Raw genomic sequence first — 12,172 nt, 5'->3', positions numbered from 1 at the left:
GTGCGCCTCTCACCGACCTCAGGGAGCACACGGGCTTGGCACCCACCAAAGAGATCAGAGGTCTGATCTCTTTGGTAGCCTGGCTGTGCCACCGAAAGGACACCTGTGAACTCTCAGCTGCGAAGCGGCCCACTCGTTCCACAGCTGGAACGACTACTGCGCGACCGCATTTCGAGCGGCCACTGGGCGGCGGGGCAACGACTGCCCCGCGAGTCGGACCTGGCCGCCGAGCTGGGGGTCGGCCGATCCTCGATAAGGGAAGCTGTCCGACTGTTGGCACAGGACGGCCAGCTGATCGTGCGTCACGGCGTCGGCACGTTCGTCGCCGAGTCCGGCGCCGCACCGAGCGCCTCCGATCTCCCCCGGCTGCTGCGCCGCGCCCGCCTGCTCGAGGTGTTCGAAGTCAGGCGCGCATTGGAAGTCGAGGCGGCCCGGCTCGCCGCGGCGCGCGCCCGATCACACGACCTCAGTGCCATCCGATCGGGGCTCGCGGTCCGGCACTCCCTGCTGGGGAACGACATCGAGGACTTCGTCGATGCCGACCTCGATTTCCACGCCTCGATCGTTGCACTGTCGGGCAACGCCGTCCTGGCGTCGCTGTTCGCCTCGGTCCGCCCCTTGCTCCGTGACGCGCTCATCGAACTCGAAAAGGACGAGCCCGAACATCCGGACACCTCGAGCGCGCACGACGATCTCCTGGCCGCCATCGAAGCGCAGGACGGAGCCGCGGCCATGGCGGCAGTGGCCGCAAACATCGACTCGGTGATCACGGCACTGCAGATGGAGGACCACGCATGATTTCGCCGATCGTTTCCACCGAGGCCGTCACGGTCGTACGGGACGGGCGGGCGCTCATCTCGGATGTCTCGGCAACAATCGAGCCCGGTCAGCACTGGGTGTTGCTCGGGTCGAACGGGGCGGGGAAGAGCACCCTACTCAGCCTGCTCGGCGCCCAGACCCATCCGACGAGCGGAATCGTCCGAGTGCTCGGTCATCGGCTCGGCCGGGTGGACATGCGTAGCCTTCGCGCGGCGATCGGGCACGTTAACCCCCGGCATCCATTGCAGTATCCGCTCACGGTTCGCGAGGTCGTCCTCACCGGCCTGACCAACACGACCGAGCTCATTCAACGCTGGGCACCAACCCCCAGCAGCTCGACAGGGCCGATGCCTTGATCGCGGCGTTCGGCATTGCCGACCACCTCGATGCCCGATGGCCGAACCTTTCCCAGGGCGAACGGGGACGAGTGCTGATCGCCCGAGCCCTGATGCCGGAGCCGAAACTGCTCCTGCTGGACGAGCCGTCCACCGGTCTCGACCTCGCCGCCCGAGAACAGCTACTGACGGCCCTCGACCAGGTTCGGCGCGAAAATCCCAGGCTTGCAAGCGTGCTCGTCACCCATCACATCGAGGAGATCCCGGCATCCACCACCCATGCGATCCTCATTCGTCGGGGCCAGGTCCTCGCGCAGGGACCAATCGGGGAGGTCCTCACCAGCGTCCGAATCAGTGAATGTTTCGAACATGGTATCGAGATCAGCGCGCATCATGGTCGTTGGGCCGCCCGAGCGTTGGCGTCCGTCTGACGGTAACGGCCGAGCGGCCCGGACGTCCGTTCACCCGATGGCCAACCATCCGAGCAGGTCGTCGGTGAGCAGTTCGCCGTCGACGGCGAGGTTCCCGCCGATCGCGCCGAGGTCGAGCAGGTAGACGCTGCGTCGGTCCCGTCCGTGGCGCCGCATGAACAGTCCCCGCCCCCCACTGTCGTCGCCGACCAGCACCCAGTCGGGTGCATACTCTCGCACCTCGAATGTCTCGTTGCGCTCCTGGATCTGGTGCGGTCCGTACAGGAGCAGGCCATCGTCGCGCAGGACCCCGGCCGTCGACCGCCACAGCGCGGCGATCGTCGGATTCGGGCCGTCCCGGAGCCCACGGGCAAGGGCGGCCTGGACAGCGAGGAATCCCGCGAAGTTCTCCGCCACGGGGTACTCGGCGCCGTCGAACGGGTCTCGGCGCACCACCGGCCACTCGCCGTCTGTGCCCCGGCGATCGAGCGCGAAGTGGTGCGTGTCGCCGTCCTCCTCGGCGTGGAAGCACAGCCGGGTCCCCGTAGACCGCCACGCGGCGGTTATCGCGTCGTCGGCCTCCGCGGCCGCTGCTGTCGCGATCGGGGCCCCACCGAGCCAGCCCGCTCCGTACTCGCCGAGCCACCACCGGTAGGACGGCGGCAGCGGCCCCAGGCGGGCCTGCGCCCTTTCGATCAGTTCCCGCGGCGCCGGACCGGCCGGGCGCTTCGCCAGTCCGGGCGATGCTTCGAGCAGGTCACGCAGCTGTTCGAGATCCGGTCTCACCCGGGCAGCCTATCCGGGACGCCCGTGCCCTCCACTACGGTCGGACGGGTGGACTGGGCGAGCATGGAAGCGGCCGTGCGGGATCAGATCGTGGCATTCGTGCGCCTGATGCGCGTGGAACACCCCGACGACCGGATCTACGGCGCCGCCGTGCACGAGTTCTATGCCGAAGCCGGCGGCGTGATCGCGTGGCCGGTGATCGGGGTCGCCAGCGAGGAATCCCTCGCGTCGGTCGCGACCGACCACCACGATGCCGACGCGTTGCGATGGAGCCCGGCCGACTGGCCGTGGCAGCTAGACCCGGGCGAGGCAGAGGACCGCTTGGCCGAGCGCGTCGAGGCAGCCGCGACGGCCGATGACGGCGAGCGCTGGCATGCCGTCCACGACCGGTTCGAGCGCACTGTCGCCAAGGCCTGCAAGGCGGCGCGCCGCACACTGATCGACGAGGGGGTCGTCGGCCGGGAGTTCGTCGCGGTGGCCATGGACGAGGCGTGGGAGCTGATTCCGCTGAGCCTGACGAAGACCCAGGTACGCAGGCACTTCCCAGAACTCGACGAGGAGCAGCGGGCGCTGGACCGGCTGACCGCGCTGCCGCCCGACCTGAGGGTGATCGAGTTGATCGCGATCGCCGACTCCCCCGTGCCCGCGGCCCCGGGTGCCGAGCGCGCGTGCGCCTGGCTCCGTGAGCTGGGACCCGATGCGGTGCCCGCGATACTGGAACATCTTCCGGTGGCCCGCGAGAAGTGGTTGTGGGCGAAGCTGCTCGGCGAACTCGGCATCCCCACAACGGAAGTGGTCAGCGCACTGGAGGCGATCGTGGGCAACCGTCGACTGGGAGAACCCGACCGAGCCTGGGCAGCGGCGGCGCTCTCACGTCTCGGCCGGATGGATCTGGTGACGGCCCGACTCGATCGGCTGCCCCGGGAGGTCGCCGTCCGCGGGCTCACCGCCCCGTACACCTCCTTCCGAGACGTCGGCGTCCACCAACCGTTGGACTACGGCCCGTTGGAGGCTGCACTGACCGAGCATCCCGCGCTGCACGACGCGGTGTGCGATCGGCTGTCTCCCGGCAGCGGGTACTGCACGATCGACACGGACGAGACCGAGGCCGCGTTCGTGGGACTCGCTTCGCCCTGGGCCGCGGTGCGGCGGCACGGCGTCTTCGTACTGGCGGACACGGCGCTCACCCCGAACCTGCGAGAGCGGTACAACGCCGATCTGCGCCGCCTGGCGACGGATCCGGATGCCCTCGTCCGCGATGCCGTCGCAGCAGCCGGCGATCGCGGTCCAGCCGTGCATTGAGCCGCGGCTCTGGTGGAGCCCGGCCGACCGCGATAACGCTCACTTGCACCGGCCGGGTCGGCCCGGCGCCGGCGGTCAGCCCCTGCGCGGACGGCGCAGCCGGAGCCGGCTGTAGGTGAAGACTGCGAGCACACAGCTGATGAGCACCAGCATGGCGATGCTGAGCAGCCACCACGATGCGGTGTGCTGCCACAGCGTGTCCGGCTCGGTGCCGGTGGAATTCGTCACCAGGTCCACCGTCGAGGCCGCGGCCGCGAACCCCCAGCGGGACGGGAAGAGCCACGCGACCTGTTCGAGTACGGCGCGTCCGGTGATCGTGATCAATCCTCCGCACATCACCAGCTGCGCCATGATTGTGACCACCAGCATCGGCAGTACCTGCTCGTTCGAGCGCGCCACCGACGACAACGCCAATCCGACCAGCACACAGCAACAGGTGGTGGCGGCGATGTCCACGATCAGTTCGACGGAGCCGGAAGGGATCAAGCTGCCGCGGCCAGGGAAACCCTTGCCCGCGAAGACGATCAGCACCATGATCACCGACTGCACGATCGCGGCGGCGCAGAACACGACGATCTTCGCCGTCAGGTAGGCGGACGGCAGCAGCCCGGCGGCACGTTCGCGCTGATAGACCATGCGCTCACCGACCAGGTCGCGGATGGTCAGTGAACAGCCCATGAAGGCGGCGCCGAGAATCAGCACCACCAGGATCTGGGTGAGTTCACCGGATACGTCGGTACCCGACGGCCCGAACCCGGTGTCGCCCGGCACGAGCAAGGCCAGCCCGCCGAGTACGAAGGGCAGAAGCGACAGGAAGATCAGGTAGCCCCGGTCGGCGCGGATCAGCCGAACCTGACGGCGGGCGACGGTGCTCAGCTGCTTACGCCCCGACGTGTGTGCGGGGCGACCGAGAGGCCCGGGCGGGCTCGGTGGCGGCACCGCCTCGGGGCGGGTGGCGCGATATTCGGCGAACACCCCGTCCGGGTCGGATGCGACACGGGCGAAGATGTCGGCCCAGTCGGTACTGCCGAGCGCGGCCCCGACTCGGTCGGGCGGGCCCACATACGCGGTCTTGCCGCCCGGTGCGAGGAGCAGTACCTGGTCGCACATCTCGAGGTACGACAGCGAATGCGTGACGATGACGACGACGCGGCCCGAATCGGCGAGGCGGCGCAACGTCGCCATGATCTGCCGGTCGAGCGCGGGGTCGAGACCCGAGGTCGGTTCGTCGAGGATGAGCAGGGATGGACCCGTCAGCAACTCCAGCGCGACGGATGCGCGTTTGCGCTGTCCGCCGGAGAGACGATCGACGCGGGTGTCGGCGTGCTCGGTCAGTTGCAGTTCGTCGAGTACCCCTGCGATCACCTCCTCACGGTCGGCCCGGCTCGTGTCCGGCGGCAGTCTCAGCTCCGCGGCGTAGCCGAGTGCCCTCCGGATGGTCAGCTGGCGATGGACGACGTCGTCCTGGGGGACCATGCCGATGCGGGAGCGCAGCACCGAATAGTCGGTGTGCACGCTGCGGCCCTCGAATTCGACGACGCCTTCCGTGGGGCTTTCCGAACCGGAGATGATCTTGGCGACCGTGGTCTTTCCCGCGCCGGAGGGCCCGATCACCGCGGTGAGGCTGCCGGGTCCCGCCGTGAAGGTGACGTCCTCGAGCAGTCGCCGCCCGCCTTCGATGATGAGTCCGACGCCGTCCACCCGCAGCCCCCTGCGGTCGGGGCCACCGCCTGCCGTGGAACGAGCCGGCCTTCCTGCACGCTGAAATCGGTGTTGCCGATCGTGACGACGTCGCCGTCGGTCAGCTGCGCGCGCGACACTCGGGCGCCGCCGACGAACGTTCCGTTGGCGCTCCCCAGGTCGTCGATCTCGAGGCCGGCCGGCGCGTTGTGGACGATGGCGTGACGGCGTGAGGCCAGCACATCTCGGACGACGATGTCGTTGTCGGGCGACCGTCCCACCGTGAGGGATCCCGCCGGGACCGCCTCGTGCGGTGTCGGGGGCGGGGCGCTCGAGGCCCCTACCTCGATCGTCGACTCGTCCCATCGACCGCCCACGTCCAGTCGCGTCGCGTCGGGATCTTCGATCGAGATCCGCACGACGGGCCCCTCGACCGCGTCCCCCAGGCGGACGAGGACGTTGCTCGTGACGGGCACCTTTTCTCGGCGCTCGCCGTCGACGTAGATCCCGTTCTTGCTGCCGGCGTCGACGAGCTGCCATCCCTCGTCCCACCTGAGCCGTGCATGCTCCCGCGACACCAACGGATCGACGATCGTGATCTCCAATTGCGGATCCCTGCCGATGCGTACGGCCGTGCCCGCGCCGTAGCTTGTACGGCCGTGATCGGTCTCGACCACGACCCGCTGGTGCTCGTCCTTCGCCCGGTCGTCCATCGCCACGGCCTCCGGTCAGCCTTATCGGGTGTAGAGCGTCGGCCCTTCCATGGTCGCACGTACGTCGACCCCCTCGCGGTGTCCGGCGGCCGTTGGACGCCGTCGGCGAGCTGCGCTGCGACTATCCGGCGCGCTCGACCAGCACGCATCGCGCGCCGGAGAAGATCGTCGGCATGCACTTGTTGCAGTGGATACACAGCGACTTCGCACGGGCGTCCTCGGCGATCCGGTTGACCAGATCCGGCTCCCGCAGCAACGCCCGCGCCATCGCCACGAACTCGAACCCCTCCGCCATCGCGGTGTCCATGCCGGCCTTGTCCGTCACCCCACCGAGCAACACCAGCGGCAGCTTCACCGCGGCCCGGATCTGCCGCGCCTGCTCGAGCATGAACAGATCCCGATACGGATACGCGTGGAACATCTGCTTACCGATCAACTGCACGCCCAGCCGCACCGGCTGCGGCATCGCCGCAGCGAACTCCCGCACCGGGGCATCGCCCTTGAACAGGTACATCGGGTTGAGCAGCGAACTGCCCATCGTCAACTCCAGCGCGTCGACGCTGCCATCCGCCTCCAACCACTGCGCGACCTGGATCGCCTCGTCCACCCAGAAACCGCCCGGCACACCGTCATCCATGTTCAGCTTCGCCAAGATGGCAACCCTGTCGCCGACGGCCGCCCGCACGGTCCGCGCCGTCTCGAGCACCACCCGCGCCCGGTTCGCCAGCGACCCCCCGTAGGAGTCCTTGCGATGGTTGAGCTTCGGACTCAGGAACGAGCTCGCGAAATAGTTGTGGCCGAAGTGGATCTCCACCGCGTCGAACCCGGAGTCGATGGCCAGCTGAGCCGCCGTCCCGTGCGCCTCGGTGATCCGCACGATGTCATCCTTCGACGCCGACCGGATCATCCGCATGCTCATCGGGTTGAACGACCGCGACGGCGCCAACGCCGGCAATCCCGTCGACTTCTCGTTCGCCACCGGCCCGGCATGCCCCAGCTGCGCGGACGCCGCCGCCCCTCGGCATGGATCGCGTCGGTCAGCCGCCGCAGCCCCGGCAGGGCCTCCGGCCGCATCCACAACTGCCCGCGCTCCGTCCGCCCCTCCGGCGCAACCGCGCAGTACGCGACCGTCGACATGCCGACCCCGCCCGCCGCCGGACGACGATGAAACTCGATCAACTCATCGGTCACCAGAGCATTCGGCGTCTTGCCCTCGAACGTCGCGGACTTGATGATCCGATTGCGCAGGGTGATCGGGCCCAGCTTCGCAGGTGCCAGGACATCGGGATGGGTCATGGGAGTCCTCCAATGTGTTCGGGTGGACCGCGGCGCAGACGACTGAGTCGGCCGTCGAGGTCAGGTGCGTGCACCAGATTGCGGCCGAACACCCGGACCCGATGTGACCCGTCTCACTCAGCGGGAAACCCCGTGGCGCCGGGAGGCGGGCGCATAGAGTGTTACACGTGTCACCCGCTGGGCCAGGGGAAACATGACCATCAACCAGGGAAGGGCGGCGCGGCTGTGCGAACCGATGGGCCAGATTCGACGTTCCGATCGACCCCGCCCGCCGACTTCGGGCAGCTGCTCGATCACCTGGCGGTGGTCGACAGCCTGCACCGGTTTCAGGCCCGGCTCGACACGAAGGACTGGCCCGGGCTCCGGTCGGCGATGACCGAGGACGCCCGCGCCTACTTCGTCGAGGGCGCCGACGCGGTTCTCGCCGTGGTCCGGGCCCACCTGGACGTGTGCGGCCCGACGCAACACCTCATGGGCAACGTGCAGGTGCAGTTGGACGGGGACACCGCCCGGACTCGGTCGTACTTCCGCGCGTTCCACGTCGGCGCGGGCACGAATGAGGGCGCGGTCTACGAATGCCTCGGCGACTACAACGATTCGTGGACCCGGACCGACACCGGCTGGGCGCTGACGAGCCGGGTGATCGCCGTCCGCGCCGAGACCGGGAACCGGGCCGTCATCACCTCTCGGTGACCCGTCAGGCCGACTGCCGGACCACCACCCGCGGGGCAAACAGATCGCCGAGCGGTTCGAAGGGGAGCCCGTCGACCAGACGGTGAATCGACTCCGCCAGGCCCGACGCGATCGCAGGCAGGTCGACACAGGTCGTCGTCAGGTGCGGTCGCAGAATCGCGCCGAGCGGCAGGTTGTCGGACCCGACGACGGCGATGTCGTGCGGCACCTCCAGCCCCACCTCCCGCAGGGCCTGGATCAGCACCAACGCGAACTCGTCGTCGTACGCGTACACGGCGTCCGGGCGCCGTCCCGGATCACGCCAGGCCGAGAGGACGGGAAGCAGACTGTCGATCGACAGGGCGCAGTCGACCCGTTCGACCGAGGCCCCTTCCTGCGCGGCCGCCGACACGAACACCCCGAACCGGCGCTCTCCGAGCTCGGCGAGTTCGGCGCCCGGCACCAGGCATGCGAGTCGTCGATGGCCGCGCCGGCCCGCGAGATACCTTGCCGCACAGTCGGCCAGCGAATCGAATTGGAACCGCGCGGTCGGCGCGTACGGGACCGTCTCCGGCCCGGCGAGGAGCACCGCCCGAACCCCGGCCCTGCGCAGCAAGGCCGTCGCCTCGGCGTCGCAGCGCGCGGTGTCTGTGAAGATCGCGGCCGGGCGGAGCTGCGCCCACGCACGGGCACCGGTCACGCCGCCCGACTTGCGGTCGCCGTGCAGGAGGAACCGGAGCCCCCGCTCGGACAGGCCGCGATCGAGCCCCTGCAGGATCGCGTCGACCGCGAACCCGAGCGGAATGTCGGGCATCGGCATCAGCACGATGTTGCTGCGCCCGGCGCGCAGGGCGCTCGCCGTGAGATTCGGCGTGTACCCGAGGGCGTCGACGCTCGCCAGCACGCGTCGCTTGGTCTGCTCGCTGATCGGGTGATCGTCTCGGCCGTTGAGCACGTAGGACACGGTGGCCCTCGACACCCCGGAGTGACGCGCGACGTCTGCGCTGGTCGGCCGTCGTTCTCGCGCCCGGTCCACCGTCGTCCCCTTGACCTCCGACCGCCCGCCCCGGATGTCGGAGCGGGATACCCGGAACGCTACACGCGTGACCGATCGACAATCGGTTGCCGCACAGATGGGCGGGTGCGACAGCGGGCGCTGCCGGAACTCTGATCGAGTTACCGGAAGGGCACGAAGCCATGTGAGGGCGCGTCATCGATCGGCGGTCGAGAACAGGTCCCGATGCGCCGACGGGCTGATTCCGAACGCGCGCCCGAAATGCAGCCGCAGCGACGCCGTCGACCCGAAGCCCGACTCGCCTGCCACCGCGTCGACGCCGAGTTCCGTCGTTTCCAGCAGCAGCCGAGCCCGATCCAGCCGCTGCACGAGCAGCCACTGCTGCGGGCTCGACCCGGTGCGCTCGCGAAACCGCCGGGTGAAGGTGCGCCTGGTCATCAGGACCACGCGCGACCAGTGATCGAGGTCGACGGGCTCGGACAGGTTCATCCGGGCCCACGCCATCGCCCGCTCGATCTCGTCCTCACCGTCCTGCTCGCGCACGGGGACCGGGATGAACTGCGCCTGGGTGCCGCTGCGGTGGGGAGCAAGCACCAGCCGCCGGGCGAGCGCGGTCGCGGCGGAGACACCGTGGTCCGATCGGACCAGATGCAGGCAGCAGTCGAGCGCCGCGGCAGTGCCGGCCGAGGTCACCACGTCACCGAGGTCCGACCACAGCACGTCCGACCGAACCGTCACCTGCGGATGCCGGCGCGCGAGGTCCTCCGCGGCATGCCAGTGGGTCGCCGCCTCGCGCCCGTCGAGGATTCCGGAATCGGCAATCGGGAAGGCGCCCAAGCACAGTCCGACGATGCGCGCCCCGCGTCCGTGTGCCCGCCCGATCGCCTCGAGCAGCGCATCCGACGGCCGACGGGCCTGCACCCAGCTGGGGACCACCACCGTGTCCGCCTCGACCAGCGCGTCGAGGGAACTGCGCACCGCGATGTCGTAGCCGGCGTTGGTGGGCAGGATGCCCGGATCTTCTGCACAGATGGTGACCCGGTAGCGGGGCGCGGTGCCGCGGTTCTCCGCGTGCCCGAAGACCAGCGAGGGTACCGAGAGGTGGAACGGGCTGATGTCGGGAAAGGCAATCACCGCTACCGAACTGACCATGGCCCGATCTTAGCGAAACATGTCCTGAGGGCCACTGGTCCGGCCGGGGCGATCGGCCGATGCTTGTGACATGACCTCGACAACAGCGAGCACGACATCGACCGGTTCCACAGCGGCGCAAGGCGTTCGGGCGGTCCTCGTGGGTGGCCCCACCCTGCACCTGACGGTGGCCGGCCTGAGCATCCTCACCGATCCGACATTCGACGAGCCGGGCAGCTACGAGGGCGGGGTCACCCTGACCAAGCTGACCCCGCCTGCGCTCCCCGAGGAGTCGCTCGGCCCCATCGACCTCGTTCTCCTCTCTCACGATCAGCACGCGGACAACCTCGACGACGCGGGCCGCCGGCTGCTCGGCCGGGTCGAGACGGTGCTCTCCACGCCCGAGGCGGCCGGGCGGCTGCCCGGGGTGACCGGACTCGCGCCGTGGGACCACACGATGATCGCCACCCCGGACGGCCGCGAGCTCACCGTCACGGCGGTCCCGGCGCTACACGGCCCCGCCGGATGCGAACCGATCACCGGCACGGTCACTGGATTCATACTCAGCGCCAAGGGAATTCCCACGATCTACGTCTCCGGGGACAACGCCTCGGTCGAGCTCACCCGCGAGATCGGGGAGCGGCTCGGCCCCGTCGACATCGCGATCCTCTTCGCCGGTGCCGCGGATCCAGGCCGCTTTCCGGTGCCGGTCACCCTGACGTCGGCGGAGGCGGTCGAGGTTGCCCGAATCCTCGCCCCGTCCGTGGTCATTCCCGTACACACCGACGGCTGGGCGCATTTCACCGAGGGAGCGGACCGGTTCACGGCGGCCTTCGAGTCAGCCGGACTCGACGCACTCCTGCACACGCCGGTGCCCGGCACGTACTTCGACATCTGAACTCGCGGGGCGACGCGACCGCGGACACCCCGAACACGGAAACGGTGGGTCGAATCCAGTGACTCGACCCACCGTTCCCGGAGGGTTCCTAGGTCTCGATGACCGAGTCGCTAGAACCGAGCGCACTGGCGATCTCGTTGAAGAACGAGATGACGGGGTCGAACACCAGCATCGAGACTCCTTCTTACCGTTGGGATCTGCCGCCTCGACTGACTCGAGGGACGACCCATTTATACCTAAGCGGCCGAATCCCGGGGCCGGATTCCGACCAGCATCAGCCGATTCCCGTCACGTCAGGCCGGCGACGTACCGACCTGCCCGAGGTGACGGGCGAAGAAGCGGGTCGCGCTTTCGACCTCGAATCTGGGCATGTCGACATGCCCGCCCGCATTGGCGTGCAACGTCTTCTCCTTCGAGGCGAAGGCATCGAACAGCGCGAGACCGGATTGACGTTCGACAAGCTCGTCATCCCACTGGAGCAGGAATTCGATCGGGACGGTGATCTGTGCCGCCGCATCGGTCAGCGATTCATGCCCGAGGCAACCAAAGACGGCGGCGGTGATCCTGGGCTCGGCCACCGTCAACGGCACCCCGATCCCGGTGCCCTGCATGATGCCCCAGAATCCGACCGGGCCATTGGCGCCGATCTCCGGCAGCGCTTGGAGGGCGTCCAGGGTCGCCTGCCATTCCGGCACGGCACGAATCGCGAGGTCCTTGTGGATCTCCACGACGACCGGGCCCAGCGGCTCGCCCGCGGCCTGAGCCTGCCGCAAGACGGCAAGGTGCTGCTCGTCCGCCGCAGTTCGGGGCCGGTCACCGTGTCCGGGCGCGTCAAGGGCGGCGACGTGGAAACCGCAGGCCGTCACGAAGCGCTGCGCACGGGCCAGGATTCCCGGAGCCCTCTTGTGCTGGCCACCACCGTGCGCCATCAGCACCAGGGGCGCGGGTTCGGAGCCGGATGCGGGCGACCAGAGCAGGCCGGTGACCTCACCCAGAGTGAAATTGCGTTCGACGACACCGTTCGACGATGTCTCCGCAGTGAAATGCATAGGTTGTTGCCTTTCGGGATTGCCTTGTGGGGCGCTCCCGGCGACGTCTATTTCAGTCGCCCGACC

At 69.0% G+C, this 12,172-nt stretch carries 8 protein-coding genes and 3 pseudogenes; 5 read left to right on the top strand and 6 right to left on the bottom strand.

The genetic code is table 11. The annotated features are described in order from the left end of the window. Positions 1 to 105 precede the first annotated feature (105 nt). Positions 106 to 798, top strand: coding sequence for a FadR/GntR family transcriptional regulator (locus tag BTZ20_RS02810; protein ID WP_077040300.1), 693 nt, complete (start codon positions 106 to 108; stop codon positions 796 to 798). Beyond that, positions 795 to 1,585: pseudogene (locus tag BTZ20_RS02805) on the top strand (ABC transporter ATP-binding protein). Before BTZ20_RS02810 ends, BTZ20_RS02805 begins: the two are co-directional and overlap by 4 nt. A 30-nt stretch (positions 1,586 to 1,615) precedes the next feature. On the opposite strand, the gene BTZ20_RS02800 reads toward BTZ20_RS02805, so the two are convergent. Then, positions 1,616 to 2,350: an SMI1/KNR4 family protein gene (locus tag BTZ20_RS02800; RefSeq protein ID WP_077040299.1), complete on the bottom strand. Its 735-nt coding sequence runs from the start codon at positions 2,348 to 2,350 to the stop codon at positions 1,616 to 1,618. A gap of 48 nt (positions 2,351 to 2,398) precedes the next feature. On the opposite strand from BTZ20_RS02800, the gene BTZ20_RS02795 reads away from it, so the two are divergent. After that, on the top strand, positions 2,399 to 3,652 hold the full coding sequence (locus BTZ20_RS02795) for a DUF4303 domain-containing protein (protein WP_223263596.1): 1,254 nt from the start codon (positions 2,399 to 2,401) through the stop codon (positions 3,650 to 3,652). Between the two features lie 75 nt (positions 3,653 to 3,727). On the opposite strand, the pseudogene BTZ20_RS02790 reads toward BTZ20_RS02795, so the two are convergent. Then, a pseudogene (locus BTZ20_RS02790) lies at positions 3,728 to 6,045 on the bottom strand (FHA domain-containing protein). 121 nt (positions 6,046 to 6,166) lie between these two features. Next, positions 6,167 to 7,341: pseudogene (locus BTZ20_RS02785) on the bottom strand (NADH:flavin oxidoreductase). Positions 7,342 to 7,566: 225 nt separating this feature from the next. Here BTZ20_RS02785 and BTZ20_RS26065 point away from each other — a divergent pair. Beyond that, a complete protein-coding gene (locus BTZ20_RS26065) occupies positions 7,567 to 8,034 on the top strand; it encodes a nuclear transport factor 2 family protein (protein WP_223263595.1) in 468 nt (155 codons plus the stop codon). 4 nt (positions 8,035 to 8,038) lie between these two features. On the opposite strand, the gene BTZ20_RS02775 is transcribed toward BTZ20_RS26065, so the two are convergent. Both BTZ20_RS02775 and BTZ20_RS02770 read right to left on the bottom strand, forming a co-directional pair. Then, positions 8,039 to 9,049, bottom strand: coding sequence for a LacI family DNA-binding transcriptional regulator (locus BTZ20_RS02775; RefSeq protein ID WP_077040298.1), 1,011 nt, complete (start codon positions 9,047 to 9,049; stop codon positions 8,039 to 8,041). Between the two features lie 174 nt (positions 9,050 to 9,223). Continuing rightward, on the bottom strand, positions 9,224 to 10,180 hold the full coding sequence (locus BTZ20_RS02770; RefSeq protein ID WP_077040297.1) for a GlxA family transcriptional regulator: 957 nt from the start codon (positions 10,178 to 10,180) through the stop codon (positions 9,224 to 9,226). A 70-nt stretch (positions 10,181 to 10,250) separates the two neighbouring features. Here BTZ20_RS02770 and BTZ20_RS02765 point away from each other — a divergent pair, with 70 nt between their 5' ends. Further along, complete coding sequence (locus tag BTZ20_RS02765) at positions 10,251 to 11,057, top strand: MBL fold metallo-hydrolase (RefSeq protein WP_077040296.1); 807 nt, start codon at positions 10,251 to 10,253, stop codon at positions 11,055 to 11,057. Positions 11,058 to 11,350: 293 nt separating this feature from the next. Here BTZ20_RS02765 and BTZ20_RS02760 read toward each other — a convergent pair whose 3' ends face one another. Then, a complete protein-coding gene (locus tag BTZ20_RS02760) occupies positions 11,351 to 11,986 on the bottom strand; it encodes an alpha/beta hydrolase (protein ID WP_411269136.1) in 636 nt (211 codons plus the stop codon). Positions 11,987 to 12,172 lie beyond the last annotated feature (186 nt).

The organism is Rhodococcus sp. MTM3W5.2 (assembly GCF_001984015.1).
Classification (GTDB): Bacteria; Actinomycetota; Actinomycetes; order Mycobacteriales; family Mycobacteriaceae; genus Rhodococcus_G; species Rhodococcus_G oryzae.
Note: the sequence above shows the minus strand (reverse complement) of the source record. Positions and strands in the feature narration are given on the sequence as shown.

What these genes read in the sequence shown, in the direction of transcription:
- BTZ20_RS02760 (WP_411269136.1), bottom strand. Translation starts at nt 11,986, where the DNA reads ATGGCGCACGGTGGTGGCCAGCACAAGAGGGCTCCGGGAATCCTGGCC.
- BTZ20_RS02770 (WP_077040297.1), bottom strand. Translation starts at nt 10,180, where the DNA reads ATGGTCAGTTCGGTAGCGGTGATTGCCTTTCCCGACATCAGCCCGTTC.
- BTZ20_RS02765 (WP_077040296.1), top strand. Translation starts at nt 10,251, where the DNA reads ATGACCTCGACAACAGCGAGCACGACATCGACCGGTTCCACAGCGGCG.